Genomic DNA, 21,155 nt, shown 5'->3' on the forward strand with positions numbered 1-21,155 from the left:
GCTTCATCACTGATCAGTTATTTTACCGGTGAATACTATAAAATCCCCTCCCGACGTTTTTAAGGTATATAGGGAGGGGATTTAAAGCTGGTCATTGATTTCCAAGTACTTTTTTTAGTATACCGTCACGTCGCGCTTTTTTGGTCGCTTCGTATTCATCTTTGAAGCTTTGTGCGTAGGTCTTATCATAGCCATTTGCAACAAGATCCTTTTCTGCTGCACCTAATACTGCATAAAAAAATGTATCCGTTCTCGCTTCTAAATTACCTGCAGCGGCTGTGTATTTATTGTAAAAGTAGCCGAAATCCACTTTTTCTCCGTTTTCTATCTTCCCGTTATATTCGCTTACCGCTCGTCCAATGAGTGCCTTGATTTTGGAATCTGCTTGTGCTTCCAGTCCTTCTAGTGCTGGCCTATATTTATCTTTTATCGATGCAACAGTTGGTTTCTCGGTAGAGGAAGTTGTTGTTCCCGTTGTGTTATTTACTGTACTCGTTGAACCGGTGCCAGGTCCAGCCGTCATTCCAGCTAACTTTTCTTCGGTGGTTGATGCACTTGTCATAACTGTTTCAGAGGTCGCTGTCTCTTCGACAACTTCACCGTTTTCATCAATGACAAGCATACTCCCATCTGGCAGCTCCACTTTATATGGATCTGCGACAATCTCACTCACTTCTTCATCCGCCACATCGTATTCTTTAAATTTAAACATATAGAGCAAGTAGCCCCCTGCTCCGAGTATAATAACTACAGTTGCTATTAAAAATATTTTCGGTTTATTCATAATATTCCCCTTTGTCTGTATGTTTATATATTTAGTTTAACATGAAGAATAATAGAAAAGTAAAGAATAAATCCAGATAATGTAGAAAATCCCTTCACACATTGTCGATGTGAAGGGATTTGTATATGAATTAGTACTTATTGAAATGAAATTGTGAAATCTACAGTTAGATCAGAACCATTGTTTACTGTGATTGTAAGTGTAACTGATTGGCCCTTCAAATCAGCAAGTGATTCTGCTGTTGCCGGGAATTTAGATGCAATATAAGTTACTGCTTCTATTGATGTAGGATCGAAACCATTCACTTTCGTTACACCTAATTGTTTCGTAAATGTTTCGTAGAATCCTTTACCTAAAAATTCTGCAACTGCAACATCTTCTTTTACCCTAACGGCAAGAGAATTAGCACCAGTTGTGGAAGCTGTTGCTTTATCTGATTGCTGTGTATTAAGTATAGTTACTAGACTTGCTACTTTAGTATTTAACACTTCTTGTTGGGAAGCCTTTGAAGATGTATCATTCCCACCACCATTTCCGCCACCGCCAGTCGCTGGTGGATCAACAGGAGTTGTTACTGGTGGTTTTACCGTTGAAGTATCTCCTACAGCTGCTTTCACTTTAGCAACTTCCGCTAACAATGCAGCAACGAACTTGTTTGTTGAAGCATTTGGAAGACGGTTTAATAGAGCTTCGATTTCTGCAAACTGCGTTTTAGCCTCTGCTTTTTTACCAGTTTTTAATAAATCGTTAATTTCTGTAATTTTCATAGTAATTGTTACAGGTACCATTAATTCATTACGTTTGGCATCTGCAGGTTTTTTGTACTCTTCTAGTAGAAGATCACGAGCTGCTTTGCCAGAGAAACGGTATAGAATCGCTGTTCTACCTTTTAGTTGGTACGATAATTTGTGGTAACCTTTTTCCACAGCTGCAAAGTCATTTCTTTCTTGCGCCGCTGCAATTTCATCCATAATTGGCACTAAATATTTTGTTGTATAGTTATATGCATCAATATATGGTACTAATCCACCTGAAACTTTTTCGTTATAAAGCGTATCAATCTCTTTCAACTTTTCATTCTTTTGCGCAGTAGATAGTTTTGAAGATACTACCGCACTTCTAGTAAGTTGATAGTTTTTCTTCGCACTGTTTAACGCAGGGTATAGTGCGCTACTTGGTGTAAGCTTCCCTTCAAGTGACGGATTCACATAATGTGTCGTCGCTTTGTTCAATTCTGCTTTCGCCTTATTCACCGCTTGATCCACGGATGAATTTGTTGCCCCTAGTGCAGCAGATGAAAATGATAATACCGATGTTGTTAATAATACTGCTGCTGTCGTTTGTTTGATAAAACGTTTACTCATATTTCTCCTCCTCTTTCTAATTAAATAATCGCTGTTAAATTTACGATATATTTTGACAATTTTAATGTTACTATTTAATTGGAAAGTATTCAACTTATTTGGTGGATTGGTTTTCCAGTGGTTGAATTGGTTCCCCACTATCAGATATACCCCAAAAATGATATGATAAACCAAAAAGATCGCATGAAAAGAGGATGAGAAATGTATCAGCGAACAGGAAAAAGGGGAAAAACGGAACATGTTATTTTAGGAGTCGATGTATGGACAAGTGATTTGATTGAAAAACTTAAAAAATCAGGAACGTGGAATATTTCGGTGATCGATTATGAAGCAGAAGCGGACAAGCTTGCGCTAGGATCTACTATCTTTTATTCTCCCAAGTTAGCAAAACAAGAATTAGCAATAACGAAGAAAATAGTATTCCATAAATACTTGGATCCTAGAATGAGAGGCTGAAATTGTTCCCTGTGTAGGAACAATTTGTTTTACACAGGGACAGCCAAAAATGCATCTATTTCTTCAAAATACTTTTGAACGGTTGACGTGGACACGTCGAACATAGCAGCTATTTCTTTATTCGTCCATGGGAACACTTCTGTGGATAGACGTTCTTTTGCGAAACGGATAGCTCCGGCTGCTGTTGCTGCGGCTTTTCGCGGGTTTGGAGAACATTCCGATAAGTAGGAACGGAAAATGCGGATGAGTTCGTCGTTCTTTATCTCTTTCTCGTTCATCATATTTTCCAAGGCTAGTAGCATTTCTAGTTGTTTTGGGGTCATTTCAGAATCGTTTTGTTGGCTCGTACTTTCGATTTTTTGACTTTCATTATTGATTTTTGGGCTTTCACTAGTTTTTTTGCTTTCACTAATGAACGTTAAGCATTCTAGCATATGCTCTTTGTAAAATGCTTGTGTGTTTAATTTGCTTTCTTTGGCAAGTTTCTTTACGTCCTTCAAGCCGTCTGCAATCCAGTTCGGCAGCAGGGCAACTCTCGAAATAACCATGAGGCCATTTGAATCCCGACGGCTATCCGGCAGTACGATGCCTACTACATAATTTCCTTTTGCCGTTTTCGTATCGCCAAATGTATTTAGCTCATAGACGTTTTCATCAACTATTTCCTTCAGTGTAACAAACCCTTGCCCGACCTCTATTACTTCTCCCATAATCATCATAGGGCTTATCCACTTCTCGAGCACTTGCATGACGGACGGTCGAACCGCTTTTTGCAATTGTTTCTCTACGTATTTTTGCCAAATATCTTGTTTTAGAAGAAGTAAATAGTAATCTACCAATTGCTGCTCGATTTGATTTGGTGACCAAAATCCTTTTAACCTTGCATTCCATCTGCTAAGTAACATACGAAGCTCGTATATATCTTTTCGTTCCGGATATTCTCTGTAAAAGTTCTGGATGATTGCACTCAATTCCTCATCGGCCACTTGCTGAACCGATACTGCTTCTTTGCCGCCGTGGCATTTTTTATATTTTTTCCCACTCCCGCACGGACATGGGGCGTTTCGTCCTACAGTTATTAACAAATAAAATCCCACCTTTTCTTCCTATCATATCAAATATTTAACGCTTTGTGACATTGTTTCGGATATCGGAAACGTCGGAATATTTGTCCAATACAATTCATACCATGTATATAAAAAGAACGCAGGAGGAATTTCGTATCGTATGTTCTAATTGTGGTAACGAACAAGCCATCGGAAACTTTTGTGGAATATGTGGGGAAAAGTTAGAAGAGCCCACTGTCACAGTGAAAAAAAGAGCTTCTGCTCAACGAGTGGAACCAAATATTCATATGGAAAATATGAAGAAGAAGTCTAAACAATATAGTACCTATTTTATGAAACAATTCAAATACCCTTCTCGCGCTTTTGAAGAAGGAGAAAAGGATTTTTCGAATGGGTTGCTTAGCATTCTGTTGTTTGCCATCGTGTATACGATTTCCTTATTTTTAGTTGTTAACCGTAATTATTTTGGGGAGTCTTTAGGCTTTTTTCCTTTTTTCGTTCAGATTATGTTACTTGTTTTCTTACTAGTGGGAATTGTCATTTTTGCACTTTACATTGCGAATAACTTTTTTGGTTCCCCGAATTCATTGAAGGCGATTATTAGTTTTTATGGAGGGCAATTGTCTCCTGTTGTTGTGAGTGTTGGGGTTTCTTTTCTATTAATGGCTATTCAGTCATTTACATATGGAAATTTTGTTTTAATCGTGAGTTTTATATTTGCTTTGTTTGTGTTGCCGCTGTACTTGGTAAGTTTTTTAGCGACTAAAAAGGCACCTGGACTGGATCCTTTATATGGTTTTATCCTTTATATTGCTGTATTTGTGTTGTTGTTCTTGATATTGGTGACTATTTTGGCAGGTACGATGTTGGGTACTTATTTGGATCGTATGATTTATTTGATTTGAATATAATATCGGAATGTGCGCATTAAAAGCTCTATTAAGTAATCGCTATGATTTCCGCATCAGGCGGACGCTTTCCGCGGGGTGAGCGATGAACCATCACCGCCGCTTTCGCGTCCGTTGTGATGGTTCATCTGTCTCACTCATCCCGCTGGAGTTGCCGCCTTACGCTCCAGTCAATAGAATTTGCTAACTTATCAGTATCGTGCTTGGCTAAATCCCAATATTATGTAGTTTTATAATAAATGAACCCAGAAAATGGCTATGAGCAACAGACTGGTCATTGAAAACACTCAATTCTATTCTGAGAGCAACCAAATAGTTGTTGGAAAGCAACCAATTCTCAATGTAAAGGGTTCACTTGACGTGAGATGACGCTGGACTACTAATGAGAGGGAAATATATCCAATATTAAGTAGTTTTACAATAAATGAACCCAGAAAATGGTTAAGAGCAACAGACTGGTCATTGAGAGCAATCAATTCTATTCTGAGAGCAACCAAGTTACCCTTGAAGGCAACTGAATAGTCATTGAAAGCAATCAATTCGCAAAGTAAGAGGTTTACTTAAAAGCTCTGCAGAGATGTTCTCTCTACAGAGCTTTTTTCGATTACTGGGTCAGTTTTTCTCTTAGTTTTTGCAACAAGCGTTCGCGTCTTTTTTTGATGCCTGGTATCGTGATGCCCGCGCGTGTTGCTGCTTGTTGGAGTGAGATTCCTTCGACGAAGATCCATAGGAGCAGTTCCCGTTCGCTCTCGGTTAAGTTTTCTAAGGCGATTCCGAGGTCTTCATGGATGAAGGCTGTGACGAGCGATTTTTCCAGTAAGCGTGATAGTTTTTCATCTTCTACTATATCGACGTATTCTTCTTGATGCTTTTCCTTTTTTAGCTCATCTAACATCGCCCCGTATATGCACCGATAGGCGTACGGTGCGAAGTCCCCTTTTGTTGCATCGTTCCTCACCCACGCCTTCCATAAAGCAATTCTTCCGGCTTGTCTATATAGTTCGTGGTTTTTGTAAATATGCAGTTTGCGAATGCAGGCGGAAATCATCGGTTCATATTGCGGCAAGACTTCTTCAAATGTGCTCACTATGCGTTCCTTTTGACTCGTGCACGATTCGGTTATTCCTAGGTAGGTATAGGATATATGGAATCTCGTTATAGTGCGAAAGAGTATATGCACAGTTTGCGGGTGTTGAACTGCATGTATTTTTAGAGGGCGTTTTTAATTTGTCTATCATTCACATACAATAGGGACACAAAAAAGCGGCTGAAGATTATACTTCAACCGCTTTACTTTTTATCCAGGAGACAGTTAATTAGTGTAATGTTGTTTACTCTAAATGCTCGATTTTGCTGAATATATTGATCGCTGTGTGTAGTCGTTGTTGTTGTTTTAGTAAAACATTTTTGGAAGCTTTTACAGTTACGTGAATTCCGTTATCAAACATGATTTGCGATTTTCCATTACCTAACTCATTGACGTAGAAGTGATGATTAAAAATCCATACACACTCTATATCCTTATATGATAGTGTTGGAAATGCGCCAAACTCATGAGGATTGATGAGAACTGGTGTTTTCTGATAGTAGTTCAGGACCTCTTTAATCGCTTTCATCCGTCCTTCTAAAGTAGAAGCGTAGCGCATGCAAGCGTTATTAAGTAACTCAAGTACAGACATTTTTGAATAATGAATTCCATGTGTTGTTGTAATTTTCGATTTGTTGCCATTCGTAAAAACAGATTCAAGCACCAATACTCGTCGATTAATCAATTTAGAATCCTTTTCTTTCAAATATATATCCTCCTTTTTGCCTCCTTTACTATATATTATCAAATATACAAAACTATGTATAGTCTAAATTTACAAAAAATAATAAATATTAGAACTTTTTATTCAAGTCTTTGGATCTATACCTTCCTTGTGTAAGACAATAGAATTCTGGATAGTTTCTTACACAGGGACATCTATGTAGTTTATACTATTTATGTAACTATCAAACTAAAGGAGAGTCATTAAAATGAAGAGATTCATAGTATTTTTTGCATTTATGATTATTTTATTTTCAACATTTAGTAATGCCTCTGCTGCACCGTTGTATAAGGATGTTGGGGATAGTTATCCAGCTAAAACGGAAATGGATTTTTTAGCATCGAAAGGCATCATAACTGGCGACCCGGAGCGTGCCTATGGAGTGGATGCGGAGATCACTCGTTTGGAAGCAGCGGAGATGATTGTGAAGTCTCTTAGTCTTGATACGTCCAATCAAGTAGATCCGAATTTTACAGATGTACCCGCTAATCACCCAAGCTTTCCTATTATGGCAACGATAGCTAACAGTGGGATCATGAATGCCGATGAGAATGGAGCGTTTAACCCAGATGCCTCTTTCACTAGGGGGGAAGCGGCTGTCTTTCTTGTTAGGTCTTTTGATTTAAAAGGAACAACGAAAACGCCATTTGTCGATGTATCACCAACTTATTGGGTTGCGGAGGCTATTAGTACGCTACAAGCAACGAATATCGCAACGGGCTATACAGACAATACGTTTAATCCGTTAGCTAACATCACAAAAGCAGATTTTGCCGTATTTATTGCGCGGGCAATAAATCCAGAATTCCGAATAAAAGCACCGTCTGTACCACCTACTCCAAGCGTTCCAACCGTTCCTGCTTCTTGCGAAAAGCCAAGCAACGCAAAAACAGTGAAAGTGAATGTTCAAGTTACATCCCTTTGGCACAAGCCTGGCATAGATCGAGCGGTAGATCGCCCTTCTATCTCCACTCCGGTAGACATTTCGAAGTGGACGAAAACGATGAATCTCAAAGAAAAATGGTGGCTCGTAGATAAAACCGATACTCAAGCGTTGTTCGGTGAGGAAGTCGTCGTCTTACAAAAAAGCGGAAAATGGTCTAAAATAGCAGTCAAAGATCAGTACGTACCTTATCAAAAAGAAGGATATCCAGGTTGGGTTCCGACATCGCATTTATACGAAACAACAACTGATACGTCCACTTGCTCCATTGCAATTGTGAATGCGAAATCTTCTACTCTTTATAGCGATACAAATAAAAAGAATAAATACATAGACATCAGCTATACAACGATTCTTCCAGTCATAAAAGAAGAAGGAGAATGGCTGCATGTGCTTACTCCACAAAATGGGGTTAAATATTTGCCTAAAAAAGATGCAAAAGTACATAAAAATTATGCAGCAGTCCCAAAACCATCGCAAAAAGATATCGTTAATAGCGCGAAAGCATTCCTAGGTCTTCCTTACCTATGGGCAGGCACGTCCTCCTTTGGGTTTGACTGCTCCGGTATTATTTACTCCGTATATAAAAACCATGGGATTCTTATACCGCGTGACTCTTTTTACCAAGCAACGAAAGGAACACCGGTCTCGAAAAGTAACTTACAACCTGGCGATCTCGTGTTTTTTGCTGGAAACGGAGGAAAAGGTAAAGTGTATCATGTCGGATTATATATCGGCGAAGGCAAAATGCTCCATGCCCCAAACGCATCCGACAAAGTGAAGATCGAATCTATTTCGGCGGGTGTTTATAAGCAAAACTATGCGGGAGCTCGAAGATATCTGGAAAAGTAGAGAATTAAAGCACGGACTCCTTTTGTGAGTTCGTGCTTTTTGTGTCAAAGTTGCGCATAAGTCTCGGAATGTTGCGAGTAGCGTGGAAGAAGTTGCACATATAAAAAACATTGCGTAAATGAATAGAAACGTTGCGAGTACGAGTGGGATTGTTGCGCATAAGTCGATCAATGTTGCGAGGAGCAAGGAAGAAGTTGCGCATAATAAAAACAGCTCTTGCACAGTGCCAAAAAAAGAAACAGCTAGGGACATGGCCCCAGCTGTTTCTTTTAACTTATCATTTTGATTATTAGACAGGAATTATACTGTCGGGATTGCTCTAGAACCTAGAAGCATAGATTCAAAACTTGGTACCGATAATCCAGGACTTGGAATGTTTGATTCAAAATTCGGAATCACATTTTCAGCCTTTGGTACATCTAATGTTATTGGCGCTTCTTTGACCGTTACATTTATAGTTAGTTCCATTTTATTGTATTTAACAGTAATTGTTTCACTGCCTACATTTTTAGGTCTTATTAGACCATCTGTAGTAACTGAAATTACTTTATTAGTACTTGTAGTATATTTTGCATTCGATGTTACATTTTTTTCTGATGTAGTTCCATCTGATGTTGTTGTGACTTCTTTGATAACCAGTTGTTTTTCTTTTCCTAGTTCCAAATCAATTTGAGTAGTATCTGCAACTAGTGTTATTACTGGTGGTGCTTTTACCGTTACGTTTACTAGTATTTCATTTTCACCGTATTTAACAGTGATTGTGGTGCTTCCTGCATTTTTTGCTTTTACTACACCATCTGTTACGGAAGCTACTTGATTGTTTGCTACTTTATACGTAGCATTTGCGGTTACGTTTTTTTCAGTTGTTTTTCCATCTGGCGTTGTTTTTATTTCTGTAATTTTCAGTTTTGCTTCTTTTCCTGGTTCTAATTCAATTTCTGTCTTGTCTGCAACAAGTGTTAGTCCTGGTGCTTTAACCGATACATTTACAAGTGCTTCGCTATTACCGTATTTAACGGTGATAGTTGTAGTTCCTGCATTTTTTGCTTTTACTACACCATCAGTTACGGAAGCTACTTGACCATTTTCTACAGTATACGTAGCGTTTGAAGTTACATTTCTTTCGGTTGTTTTTCCATCCGCTTTTGTTGTTACTAATTTTACAGTCAGTTTCGCTTCTTTTCCTGGTTCTAGTTCAACTTCTGTTTTGTTTACAACTAGTGTCTCTTGTGGTGCTGTAACTGTTACATTTACAGTTACTTCATTTTTACCGTATTTAGCAATAATTGTTGTAGTACCTCCACCTATTGCTCTTATTACACCATTTTTTACGGTAGCCACTTCTTCATTTTTAGATGTATATGTGGCAAAACTTGTTACGTCTGTCTGTTTTGTTTTTCCATCTGCCGATGTGATTACTTCTTTAATCGTCAGTTTGGCTTCTTTTTCTGGTTCTAGATCAATCTGTGTTTTGTTTACAGTCAGTGTTACTACTGGTTCTGTAACTTTTACATCTACAGTTACTTCATATTTATCGTATTTTGCGGTAATTGTTGTAGTACCTGCTTTTAATGCTGTCACTAAACCATTGCTGTCTACAGAAACGATGTTACCTTTTGCTTTATACGTTGCAGATTTCGTTACGTCTGTCTTTTTCGTTTTTCCATCTGCTGTTGTTGTTTCTTGGGTAATTTTCAGTTGTGCTTCTTTTCCTGGCTCTAAGTCAAGTTGCGTTTTATTTGCTGTTAGTGTCACGACTGATTCTGTAACTGTCACGTTTATTGTTACTTCATTTTTACCGTGTTTAGCAGTGATAGTTGTATTTCCTGCATTTTTTGCGGTTACTAAACCTTCTTTTACAGAAACTACTTTACTGTCTGCTACTTTATATGTTGCTGCCTTTGTTACGTCTTGCTGTTTTTGTGTCCCATCTGCTGCTGTTGTAACTTCTTTGATTTTTAGTTGTGCTTCTTTTCCTTTTAGTAGATCAAGTTCTGTTTTGTTTGCCGTTAGTGTCACACCTGGTTCTGTAACTGTCACATTTACAGTAAGTTCATTTTTACCGTATTTAACAGTAATTGTTGTGCTTCCTGTATTTTTTGCGGTTACTAAACCATCTTTAGTAGTAGCAACTTTCGTATCTGCTACTGTATACTTTGCAGCTTTTGTTACGTCTGTTTGTTTTGTTTTGCCATCTGCTGTTGTGATTACTTCTGTAATTTTCAGTTGTGCTTCTTTACCTTTTAGCAGGTTAAGTTCTGTTGTATTAGCCGTTAATGTAATTCCTGGCACAATCACTACTGGATCTTTTACCGTTACGTTTACCGTAACTTCATTTTCACCATGTGAAATAGTGATCTTTGTAGAACCTTTACCTACCGCAGTTACTAGTCCGTTTTTAACTGTTGCAATGCTTTCGTCCGCTACAGTATACGTAGCATCTGTTGTTACATCTTTGTCAGTCGGTGTTCCTTCTTTTGGAGTGGAAGTTTCTGTAACAGCTAATTGCGTTGTAGCACCTACTTCTAAATCAACTTCCGTTGGATTTACAGAGAGTGTAACTATTGCTTCTTCTTTTTCATAAATTAAAGCCTCTCCTACATTGCCCGCAGCATCTTTCACGATAACTTTTACAGAATCTGTTTCTGCTGTTACTGGGAATGTGAATGAACCATCTTGCGCTAATTTGAAGTCTACTGCCGCTGCTGCTTCTCCATTAACTGTTGCAATATAAGAAGCTTTTAGCTTGTCATTTAAGTCATATTCTAAACCATATAAATATAATTCTTCATTATAATCAATATATTTGTCCGTAACTTGCCCTGTTGCTACTCTATCTTTGACAGAGCCTTCAATTACTGGTTTTGTTGTTTTAACGACAATCGGTCCTACGTAGTCACCAATAGGTCCTGTAGCTGTACTTGCAGAAAAGTCAATCGTATATAAACCATCTGGAATCGTTGTTGCAGGTGCACTGCCCCAAGGTTTGTATTGTCCATTAATAGGTAGTGTATAGGATCCTTTTGCAAGTGAAGCACTTGCATGTAAGTAGCCAATATAGCCGTCACCGTATTCTCCACCTTCAGGATTCATAATATCCCAAATTTCCACATAGTTGGTTGCTACATTGCCGGTCAGCGTGAATGAAAGCACGGCTGAATCCTTCACACCATCTCCGTTAAAGGATAAGTCTGTTTCTGTAATTTTCATATTTTGAATTTCTATCGGAACTACACTACTTAAGTCAGCTGCAAATGGCAATGAAATTTCAGAACCACCACCGTTAATATGAATATATCCTAGAATTTCAGATCCTTTTGGTGCTGTTGCTTTCGAAGCAGTTAACGTAACGTTTAACAGTTGATCGCCATTCAACGTGAAAGTCGGTTTATCAACCGTCACTTTTGCATTACCAAATGATTTTGTCGTTTCAACTGTTACTTGATAAGCGCCTCCAGTACCCTTCAAATCTTTTACTAGAATTTGTTTGGTAACAGAACGATTTTCTGTTAGTGGCTGTGGACCAAATGTAACCGTACCTTTCAAGTTATCAACGATTGCTCCACTTCCGTCTTGTACTGCTTTATCAAGTGCGTAAGCAAGTACACTTGGATGAGCTGCTGCATATGCATTTACACGACCAGCACCTTGTGCGAATACATCGTATTTTGATTGATTAAGCACTTTTGCCGTATTAGAAAGTGCCACTTTTACATCGAATGCGCTCCAGCCCGGATTCGCTTGTTTCACAAGTGCTGCAATACCAGCGATGTGCGGTGTAGCCATTGATGTTCCTGTTTTGCGGTCATATGCTTCATTGTAAACAGCATCTGGGAAATCTGCTTTGTACATTGGAACAGTAGACATAATGTTTGTTCCAGGCGCACTTACATCCGGCTTGATATCAAAGTTTGGAGTGGAAGGTCCACGGGAACTTGAATCATTTACCTCATCCCCAACAGTTGCTGTAGATTTAAAATTACCAAAAGAAACTTTTCCTGCTCCTCCATTTAACGCTTTGCGAATTGCATCCCCATCTGTTTGGGACATATCAAACGTTGGAACAAATGCAAATGAGTCGCCTAGGAATGTTCCAGATGCATTTGGTGCATTCGTACCTCCTGCAAAGTTATGAATAATCGTTGCAACTGCTCCATTTTCTTTTGCATAGTCAATTTTATCGACAAACGCAATGCTACCACGGGAGATTAATGCAACCTTTCCTTTCACATCAAGGCCATTATAATCTTTTGCTTCCCCGTTTCCAGGAACCGCTACTAAGTCAAATTCACCTTGTAGTTGTGTTGCTAAATCTCCTCCGAAAGTAGTACCCATTAACTGTAATTGTTTTGTCAGATTATAATCACCAACCGTAACATTCACTTGTCCGTTATACATTGTTTCCGGGTTTGTGGTGTTACCAACTGCAATACCTAAACGAGCTGTAGCTGGAGTTCCCATTGTTCCACGGTTAGGACCAGAATTACCTGTTGCGATTACAGCGATTGTACCAGCCATCATTGCGTTATTGATGGCAAAAGATCCGCTATCTGTTTCTGTGTTCGCACCGCCACCAAGTGATAGATTAATAACATCCATCTTTTCAATAACAGCTGTGTCAATTGCTTTCACAATACCAGAAGTAGCTCCACTTCCATATGCTCCAAGTACACGGTACATATAAAGATCTACTTTAGGTGCAATCCCTTTAATGCCATACTCGTTCGCACCGATTGCGGCAATTGTACCAGCAACATGCGTACCGTGAGAAGTATAGAACGCACTTCCAGTTGCATTAAATTCGGGAGTTCCTGCAGGACGTTCTACAGGTGAGGTTTCCGATGCATCATTATCCGCACGGGTTCTTGTATAAGTGGATGAATTTGGAATAAAGTTCTTTCCACCTTTATAAATACCTGCGAATTCTGGATGATCTGCATCGATTCCAGTATCGAGAACAGCTACTTTAATGCCTTGTCCTTCGATTCCTTCATTCCAAAGTTGTTCGATACCTAAGAATGAAATACTTGTATTCATCTTTGCATCTACGATTTTATCTTTGTTAATTGTAGAAGGTTGCGTCGGTTTGGATTTTTGTGGTACCTCTGACGCATAAACGATTGTGTCCGGCTCTACTAGTGTAATCCCTTGAACAGTTAGTAGTTTCTCAAGGTCATTCGCTTTTACAACCGCCGCAAAACCGTTCAATACTGTATCGAATTCATACCCTTTTTTAATCGCAATATTTTTTACCGTTAATTCTTTTTGTACGGATGTTTGTTGTGCTTTTACTTTTGTTCTTACTTGATTTTCTTGTGCTGCCGAAAATGATTTTCCTTTTAGCTCACTTATTCCTTTTTCTAATGCTACTGGTTTTTCAGATAAATGAATGATTACTGCAACTTCTTGATTGCCTGATAAGTTTTCTAGATCTTTGTGTAGCTTCGGTCCACCATCTATCAAATCTAACTGTTCCGCGACCGCTGCCTTTAATTGCATCGTGCTTTCGCTCGGAACGTTTTGTTTGAATGGTTTTACATCTGTGTTGGCAGAAGCAATCATTGCCGGACTAAACATCGTAAATACCATAGCTAATACCATAAATGTACTAAATAACTTATTGACTAATTTCTTCTTCAATATAATTCCCCCATTTCCACAGTTACTTACTTTTCCAAACTATAAGGTTGTCCAGCCTTGTTGCTAATGCTTTTCTATAATAATCGCATCCTTCCTTTAAAATGATGAGAGTTACATATAAAGCAACTCTCATCATTTCATACTGGTTTTAAATGTATGTGTTAGTTCATGTTGTTATGACATGAGGTATAATTCTTTGCTGCATTGTATTCTAGGTTGAATGTTGATAATAGGATTTGAGGAAAGATTACTAGATTTCATTTTGTGTCCCTTATTATAGTATAAATATTCTGAAAAATGAAACACCATTTTTATTCATAATTTTGGAAGTATATTAGTATTATATTACGATGTTTTCGTAAAATATGTTATTAGATTACAATATTCTACAGTCTCAAATTGTGTTTGGCAGAATGTGTCTTAGAGAGAGGTTTTGTAAAAATTGGATAGCTGTTTGTCATAGTTTGAAAGAAAAAGTTGGCTTGTTGGAAGAAAATAGATGATATTTGGAAGAATAATGCGGAATGTTGGAAGAAGTTAAATGCTTAATATTTCTATTATTGTACAGCTACTTCTTCATCTTTCATTGTGTCTTACACAGAGAACTTTTTAATTTCCGGGACTTTTTTATCTAATTTCTCCATATTTCACCAAAAAATGAATTCCTATTTTTCCGAATTTTTTATTAAAAAAAGTTATTTGAATTATTTTATCTGCTATAATTAAAATTGCACACATATGATGAAAAATTAAGAAAACAAATTATATACTTACATATATGGAATTGAAAGGAAGATATTATGAAGAAAAGAACATGGATTATTGCTTTTATTTCTATTTTTGTTGTAGCTGGAGGAGTATCTGCTTTTTTTCTAGTGAAGAAAACGCCGAAGGAACAATATTTTTATTCAGAAGTTAAAACGATCCAACATATCCAAGAACTTGTCGAAACACGCTATGCAAATGAGAGTGATTGGGCAAATAAACGTACGAAATCTACTATTGATAGTACATATGAGTTTTCAGGAGAATATACAGGCGATATTGATCCCCAACTAGAAAGAGTACTTAACAATTCTAATCTAGCTTTAAGATTGGCAACTGATCCAAATAAGCAAGAGGTAGAAGCCGAGATCAATGCAACGATTCTTGGAGTGGATGTTAATCCTGTTAAAGGCTATATCACAACAGAAGAAATAATTTTTGAACTTCCTTTTTATGATCAATTACTTCAATTACAAGATAAAGATTATGGAAACTTAATGCGTGCAATAGATCCTAATTATGCAGGTAGTGATAAGCTAGGTTTAGAGAATTTCCTTGGCAAAGATAGTATTTTAACCGAAGAAAACAGGGATTATTTGAAAAAAGAATACATTATGTATTTATATGAATCTTTGCCAGAAGAATCATTTACCACTTTGGATGAAACAATCGAAGTAAATGGAAAATCTCTTAAAACAGAAAAGGTTTCCATGTCACTGACAGAAGCTGAAGTGAAAAAGATTTTAACTGATGTACTTCAAAAAGCGAAGAAAGATACAAAATTTAAAACGATTGTTGAGGAATACTTGGAAAGATCATTTGATCAGTTTACTGCCGTTAGCAGTCCAAACACCCCATTTGAGTTTAATAAAGTAATGGATGACCTAATAAGCTCAGTAGATAAACTAGACCTTCCTGATGGTATTAACTCTACTATCTGGCATAATGCCGATTTGATCGTTAAAAGAGAAATTAATATAAAATTAGCTGACATCGGGGTATTAGAAATTGTTGGTACACAATCACTAGAAGATTCTGCACAAAGCTGGGATTATACAATTAGTATAGATAATGACCAATTGCATTTTACAGGTGACCTAACTACAGAAAAAGATGGAACTTATAAGGACGAAATCTTATTTTTAAACGATAATAAGGTTGGCATTGTTTATAATGGAGAAGAAAAGGTATCTGGTGATGATAGAACATTCGAACGTAAATTTGTACTAAAAGACGAATACCAACCAGTGGAACTTTTGTGGAATGGAAATTCAAGCTACAAAAAAGATTCTATGAATGCAAAACATAAACTCTCTCTTAAGATAGATAGCAGTTCAAATGCTATCATAAACGTTAACGAAGAAAGTAAGATTATTAAAAAAGTAAATCTACCATCTGAAACAGAGAAAATGGTGAATATCGGAACGATGGACGCCGATGCTCTGCAACAATTTATGATGGAAGATATTTATCCAGAGTTGGAACGCTGGGGAGTTAGCATCACCGAACAATTAGAACAAGAGTTATATTAAACTGTATTGTCCACAGTAGGATGACAATATCAAATTTAAAGAAATGAGTGGTTGCATCTTGATCGAATTGAAAAAGATTGCTTTCTTTACGACTCAATATGGTAGAAGTATTCAGAAGAAGTGGAAATCACTTCTTCTGCTTTTTCTTTTTCCTATTTTTCTGTTAGCTTCAACACTCGGAATTATTGCCTCCCTTTTTATACCATCAGCCAAGGCACCTATTTCCATTGCATTTGTGGATGAAGATCAAACAGAAGAAACGAAAATGTTGCTGGAATTCATGTCACTTTCTATAGATAAAGAAGAAGGCATCGAAATTATTGCCATGTCAAAAAAGGCTGCGGATCTTAAAATAGAGAACAATGAAATAAGCGCGTACATACTTTTCCCCGAGGGAATCACTAAAAAGCTCTATAAAGGAAAATCTGTCTCCCTTTCAATTGTAGGTAACCCTTCCCAAACAATAGATAGCTTCATTGTAAAAGATTTAGCAGAAAGCTTGACGCGTTACATATCCTCTGCACAGGCTAATATTCTAACCGTCTATGATTATGCTAGTAATGCATATATTCCTGAAGAGGAATTAGAGAAACTTCTCTTTGAAACATTTATCGATTTTACTTTATATACCCTGGGAAGCGGGCAAATACTAGACGAAGATGTCATCACTAATATAACAACAACTGCTCCTACGAATTATTATGTAGTAGCTGGTTGGTTTAGCGCATTTACTATCTGGCTATTTGGAAGCTACTCTTTGTTATGGAAAGATACTCATGTCGCCATGCGCAATCGATGGAAGTTACTTGGGGTAACCCACTGGCATACGACTGTTTCGCAAATACTCATTTCACTTTTAGTAAGCATTGTATTTGCTAGCATTGCTTTAATTCCGATAATAAAATTCTTTGCTGTAGAGTTATTTGCATTAGATTATTTCCGTCTGTTTACTTTTATTATATTATACGGATGCCTTTTATTAGTAAGCTTAGCGTTAATAGACTTATGGATTTCCTCCAAAAGAGCCGGACTACTCCTTCAGTTTTTCTTGATTTTACTATTGATTGTTTCAAGTGGAGCATTAATACCTACTATTTATTTTCCGTTATTGTTAAAAAAATTACTTCCATTCCTCTTTTCCTTTGAAAGCTTCAAGTGGATTGTAGATATTGTGTTAGTTGGACGAAACTACGCAGACTTTACTTTGTTAGGAATTCAATCGTTTATGGGGCTAATCTTGTTGTGGATATCTAGCCGATGGAAAGATAGGTGGAAATAATGAAAGGGATTCTAGCCATACAATTAATGAGGCTGCGTAAAGAATGGAAAGTTTTATTAACCTGGCTCTTACTACCAGGTCTTTTGAGCCTTATAACTTTCAGTGCGTTACACAAACTGGGAAATGAATCGAAAGTTCCGATTGGTCTTGTAGTAGAAGAAGAGTCCTCCCTTTCCGACGCTTTAGTTCAACGGATAGTGGATACAGATTATTTACAAATTCATCGACTTGACCTTCAAGAAGCTACAGATCTATTAGAGAAACATGAACTGGATAGTGTATTTGTCATTAAAGAAGGATACGAGGAAGATATTTTATCCAATCGTCGGTCCCATCTACTAGAGGCTTACTCATCTAATAGATCCTTTGCCTATTTTGCGGTTGCGGAGTCCATTAGCTCCTACGTGCAAGAAGAAGCAACTCGCACGAAAGCAGCATTCACAATAAGGGATCTATACGAAAAATATGGTTCTAGTGAAAAATGGAATATGCAGGAGATTTATGAAACAAGTAAAGAAAAACAAGATAATCAACAGCTAATTACTACAAGCTTTTCGTTTCAATGGACACCTAGCAAAACAGCCAATCCAAGCACCTCCCTTCTATCTGTATGGGGGATATGGGCTTTTTTCCAAACGATCGCTACTTTATTTATCTTCGATTGGATAGTGAAAGCTAATAGAAAATTAATAAGAGTACGTTGGACATTTACTAAAATTTCGTTAAAAAGTTATATTGTTTGGAATCTATTGTTTTATACGATTTTCATATATTTAATAGATGTTATTACTGTATATGTTCTCTACTTTCTGGATCTAGTATCTCCAAGTGTTCAACTTTTTCTTGCACTGTTCGGCTTTCGTTTAACAATAAATATTCTAGCGGTTCTACTTGCTAAGAATTTCACTAATACCTTTTCCTACTACATAAGTGCTGTTGCTATCTCACTCATACTAACAATATGCGGGGGTGCGTTTATCCCAATCGATTCCATTATGAGAAGATGGTCTTGGTTAGAATGGTTCAACCCTGTCTATTCATTGATTCACAGAGAAATCGCTTTTGGTTTTTTGAGTATTATTGTCATCTTTTTAGTACTCGTTCTATTTAAAGGAGGTAGTCCACATGCTACAAGTGAGTTCGCTAGAAAAAAGATTTCATAAACACAAAATATTAGAGGATGTAAATCTCCAGGTGAACCGAGGAGAAGTTGTTGGTTTAGTTGGAGAAAATGGAGCAGGTAAATCGACTCTATTGGAAATTTTAGCAACTGTATTACCACAATCTAATGGCAGTATTATATTAGAAGAGAAATCTTACACAACAGACATAAAAAACATCCGCAGGCTTATTGGATACGTTCCCCAAGAAATCTCTTTATGGGAGGAATTCACTGTAGCAGAAAACTTTTCTTTCTTCGAAAAGCTATCATGGAAAAGAAAGTCATTAGAAGAATGCAAGCAGCTTTGTCTCGATATGCAGCTTAACAAATGGGATGAACCCGTAGAATCTTTATCCGGTGGAATGAAAAGAAAACTAAATCTCGCAATCAGCCTTATTCATGACCCCATACTAATCCTATTAGACGAACCAACCGTAGGAATAGATATGAAATCCAAAGAAGAGATTGGTAACTATTTAGTGAACCTAGCAAAAAACGAGGGAAAAATGATTATCTATACGTCTCATGATATGACCGAGATTACCTCTTTTTGCGACCGAATATACTGCCTAGGAAAAGATCCTTTTTACTCCAATTTACTCCAGTCAAAGGGACTGACTGTGGAGGAATTGGGATAGGAGTTATCCCTTCGTTTAGGCGTCAAGTTCTCATAAAACTCTGAATTGTTTTAGAACCTGGCACCCTCAAAAAAAACAAGGTACCCGGTTCAATATTCTACAGAACCGGATACCCTCGCTTAATATAAATTGCATTGAGACTATTACTCTATTTTATTCTTTCCCAGAAATATAAGCCCACTTATAGCTGTAGTCCCCAGTGAATGGGTGTGCAACGATACCATGCACATAAGGTTTTTGTAGTGACATGGAACCTGTTTGATACATATTGGCAATCGCAGCTTCTTCTTCGACAATTATTTTCTCGGCTTCTGCTAACGCTTTCCAACGCGCTGCTGGATCTAGTGCAAGTTCTCCTTTTGCTTGATCTAGAAGCGCATCGAATTTTTCATTAAAGAAAGACATATTATTTTGCGATGACTCCGATTGGAACAGGTCAACGAAGGTAACCGGATCCTGGAAGTCAGGCGCCCATCCAGTGCTTTGGATATCATAATTTTGCGCAGCATCTAAATCTAATTTAACATTGAAAGGAACGTTTTTTACTCTAAGCGTAAGTCCTTTTAGGTTTGTCTCCATCTGTGATTGCAAGTAAGCGTCCATATTTTTGGCAAGTTCGGTATCACCGCTAATATATTCTAGCGTCAACTTTGTCAAGCCTTCTTCTTTCATGCCTTCTTCCCATAGCTTTGCTGCTTCCTCTGCATTGAATGGGAGCATATCCCCGTTTACTTCACGGAAATCTTGTTTGTTTTCGTCATATGCAAACCCCGTTGGCACAAGGAAATCAGCTGGAATTGAACCGTTCGCAAGGACAACATCCACTAAGTCTTGTTTGTTAAAAGACATCGCCAGTGCTTTTCGCAATTTCACATTGGAAAGCGGTGTCTTTACACCATTTCGTTCCTGATTGAACTTCAAATAGTAGACAGTTGGTTTTAAAACTTGTTCTACTTCCACATCATCCGCATATTGCATTGCATATTCTCCAGTGAGTGCAACACGATCTTTTTCTCCATTATTATACAAGTTAACGGATGTACCTGGTTCTTTAATTACATCTACGTTGATGGTATCAAGCTTTACCGTCTCTGCATCCCAATACTCTGGATTTTTTTCCATTGACCAGGTTAGGCCAGTACCATCCCAGTTTTTTAGGATAAAGGGACCATTGGATAATAAACTATCTGAGTTTGCGGCATAGTTCTCCCCTTGCGCAGTTACATACGCTTCACTTTGCGGATAAAATGTTCCAAATGCCATAAGAGATACAAAATAAGGCACTGGACGTTCCAGTGTAACTACTAACGTTTTGTCATCCTTTGCTTCTACACCGAGCTCTGATTTATCCATCGAGCCTCGAGAGATTTCTGTTGCATTTTTAATAATGCCAGTCATCATATAAGGTCCATAAGTCGATCCGGTAGCCGGGTCCACCGCACGCTGCCATGCAAACACAAAGTCGTGTGCAGTAACAGGTGTACCATCTGACCATTTAGCATTACGTAATTTGAATGTATATGTTATACCATCTTCACTAACTTCCGGCTCGCTTTCAGCCATCGCAGGAACCGCTACATTGTCTTGGTCTAAGCGGAACAATCCTTCCGCAATATTGTTTAGTACGTTGAAAGAAACAGCATCATCCGCAAGAACCGAGTCCACAGACGGAATCTCTGCACGTTCCACTAAATTTAATACTTGTTCTGCATCTTTTGTATCCACAGAAGTGTCGGCGTTGTCCCCCTCGCCGCAAGCTGCTAGAAAGATACCTAGAGCCAAAATCATCCCTAATAGCCAAAATAATTTGTTTTTCTTCATAAACATCCACCTTTTTACTTTCTTGAAATAATCATTTCTCTTTCTATTATACATTAATCTACTAAATTTTCTCGTTTTATTTCGGAATAGTGAAAAATTTGGATGCGTTTTCATTTTTTTAGTTGATCCCTTT

General features: G+C 37.6%; 14 protein-coding genes. 7 read left to right on the plus strand and 7 right to left on the minus strand.

All coding sequences use genetic code 11. The annotated features are described in order from the left end of the window. Positions 1–91 precede the first annotated feature (91 nt). Both ACIQYS_RS09105 and ACIQYS_RS09110 read right to left on the minus strand, forming a co-directional pair. Complete coding sequence (locus ACIQYS_RS09105) at positions 92–784, minus strand: hypothetical protein (RefSeq protein ID WP_402977991.1); 693 nt, start codon at positions 782–784, stop codon at positions 92–94. A gap of 137 nt (positions 785–921) precedes the next feature. Then, positions 922–2,148, minus strand: a complete 1,227-nt coding sequence (locus ACIQYS_RS09110) for a hypothetical protein (RefSeq protein ID WP_402977994.1) — start codon at positions 2,146–2,148, stop codon at positions 922–924. 201 nt (positions 2,149–2,349) lie between these two features. On the opposite strand from ACIQYS_RS09110, the gene ACIQYS_RS09115 reads away from it, so the two are divergent. Then, the gene (locus ACIQYS_RS09115; protein WP_402977997.1) at positions 2,350–2,604 is read left to right on the plus strand and encodes a hypothetical protein; all 255 of its coding nucleotides are present in this window, start codon (positions 2,350–2,352) and stop codon (positions 2,602–2,604) included. Positions 2,605–2,633: 29 nt separating this feature from the next. Here the strand turns inward: ACIQYS_RS09115 and ACIQYS_RS09120 are convergent, their stop codons facing one another. After that, positions 2,634–3,689: a YecA family protein gene (locus ACIQYS_RS09120; protein WP_402978000.1), complete on the minus strand. Its 1,056-nt coding sequence runs from the start codon at positions 3,687–3,689 to the stop codon at positions 2,634–2,636. Positions 3,690–3,913: 224 nt separating this feature from the next. On the opposite strand from ACIQYS_RS09120, the gene ACIQYS_RS09125 reads away from it, so the two are divergent. Beyond that, positions 3,914–4,576, plus strand: coding sequence for a hypothetical protein (locus ACIQYS_RS09125; RefSeq protein ID WP_402978003.1), 663 nt, complete (start codon positions 3,914–3,916; stop codon positions 4,574–4,576). A 607-nt stretch (positions 4,577–5,183) separates the two neighbouring features. Here the strand turns inward: ACIQYS_RS09125 and ACIQYS_RS09130 are convergent. Together ACIQYS_RS09130 and ACIQYS_RS09135 are read right to left on the minus strand one after the other, a co-directional pair. Further along, positions 5,184–5,666 (minus strand): sigma-70 family RNA polymerase sigma factor, encoded by a 483-nt coding sequence (locus ACIQYS_RS09130; protein ID WP_402978006.1) that lies wholly within the window; start codon positions 5,664–5,666, stop codon positions 5,184–5,186. Positions 5,667–5,910: 244 nt separating this feature from the next. Beyond that, the gene (locus tag ACIQYS_RS09135; RefSeq protein WP_402978009.1) at positions 5,911–6,372 is read right to left on the minus strand and encodes a competence protein ComK; all 462 of its coding nucleotides are present in this window, start codon (positions 6,370–6,372) and stop codon (positions 5,911–5,913) included. A gap of 226 nt (positions 6,373–6,598) precedes the next feature. Here ACIQYS_RS09135 and ACIQYS_RS09140 point away from each other — a divergent pair, with 226 nt between their 5' ends. Continuing rightward, entirely contained in the window at positions 6,599–8,185 is a 1,587-nt protein-coding gene (locus ACIQYS_RS09140; protein ID WP_402978012.1) for an NlpC/P60 family protein, read from the plus strand. A gap of 300 nt (positions 8,186–8,485) precedes the next feature. On the opposite strand, the gene ACIQYS_RS09145 is transcribed toward ACIQYS_RS09140, so the two are convergent. Continuing rightward, a complete protein-coding gene (locus ACIQYS_RS09145; RefSeq protein ID WP_402978015.1) occupies positions 8,486–13,825 on the minus strand; it encodes a S8 family serine peptidase in 5,340 nt (1,779 codons plus the stop codon). A gap of 800 nt (positions 13,826–14,625) precedes the next feature. Between ACIQYS_RS09145 and ACIQYS_RS09150 the strand changes: the two genes are divergently transcribed. Genes ACIQYS_RS09150 through ACIQYS_RS09165 form a run of 4 tightly spaced genes read left to right on the plus strand, consistent with a single transcriptional unit; the run spans position 14,626 to position 19,201 of the window. Further along, complete coding sequence (locus tag ACIQYS_RS09150) at positions 14,626–16,122, plus strand: hypothetical protein (RefSeq protein WP_402978018.1); 1,497 nt, start codon at positions 14,626–14,628, stop codon at positions 16,120–16,122. A 58-nt stretch (positions 16,123–16,180) separates the two neighbouring features. Next, complete coding sequence (locus tag ACIQYS_RS09155) at positions 16,181–17,401, plus strand: ABC transporter permease (RefSeq protein WP_402978021.1); 1,221 nt, start codon at positions 16,181–16,183, stop codon at positions 17,399–17,401. Beyond that, the gene (locus ACIQYS_RS09160) at positions 17,401–18,564 is read left to right on the plus strand and encodes an ABC transporter permease (RefSeq protein WP_402978024.1); all 1,164 of its coding nucleotides are present in this window, start codon (positions 17,401–17,403) and stop codon (positions 18,562–18,564) included. Before ACIQYS_RS09155 ends, ACIQYS_RS09160 begins: the two co-directional genes overlap by 1 nt. Next, on the plus strand, positions 18,527–19,201 hold the full coding sequence (locus ACIQYS_RS09165) for an ABC transporter ATP-binding protein (RefSeq protein WP_402978027.1): 675 nt from the start codon (positions 18,527–18,529) through the stop codon (positions 19,199–19,201). Before ACIQYS_RS09160 ends, ACIQYS_RS09165 begins: the two co-directional genes overlap by 38 nt. A gap of 153 nt (positions 19,202–19,354) precedes the next feature. Here ACIQYS_RS09165 and ACIQYS_RS09170 read toward each other — a convergent pair whose 3' ends face one another. Continuing rightward, positions 19,355–21,022: a peptide ABC transporter substrate-binding protein gene (locus ACIQYS_RS09170; protein WP_402978030.1), complete on the minus strand. Its 1,668-nt coding sequence runs from the start codon at positions 21,020–21,022 to the stop codon at positions 19,355–19,357. Positions 21,023–21,155 lie beyond the last annotated feature (133 nt).

Origin of the sequence: Psychrobacillus sp. NPDC096426 (assembly GCF_044762745.1) — a bacterium.
Classification (GTDB): domain Bacteria; phylum Bacillota; class Bacilli; order Bacillales_A; family Planococcaceae; genus Psychrobacillus.

Bases quoted from the DNA above. Each gene is read 5' to 3' on its own strand.
- ACIQYS_RS09105 (WP_402977991.1), bottom strand. From the start codon at position 784: ATGAATAAACCGAAAATATTTTTAATAGCAACTGTAGTTATTATACTC.
- ACIQYS_RS09110 (WP_402977994.1), bottom strand. From the start codon at position 2,148: ATGAGTAAACGTTTTATCAAACAAACGACAGCAGCAGTATTATTAACA.
- ACIQYS_RS09115 (WP_402977997.1), top strand. From the start codon at position 2,350: ATGTATCAGCGAACAGGAAAAAGGGGAAAAACGGAACATGTTATTTTA.
- ACIQYS_RS09140 (WP_402978012.1), top strand. From the start codon at position 6,599: ATGAAGAGATTCATAGTATTTTTTGCATTTATGATTATTTTATTTTCA.
- ACIQYS_RS09150 (WP_402978018.1), top strand. From the start codon at position 14,626: ATGAAGAAAAGAACATGGATTATTGCTTTTATTTCTATTTTTGTTGTA.
- ACIQYS_RS09160 (WP_402978024.1), top strand. From the start codon at position 17,401: ATGAAAGGGATTCTAGCCATACAATTAATGAGGCTGCGTAAAGAATGG.
- ACIQYS_RS09165 (WP_402978027.1), top strand. From the start codon at position 18,527: ATGCTACAAGTGAGTTCGCTAGAAAAAAGATTTCATAAACACAAAATA.
- ACIQYS_RS09170 (WP_402978030.1), bottom strand. From the start codon at position 21,022: ATGAAGAAAAACAAATTATTTTGGCTATTAGGGATGATTTTGGCTCTA.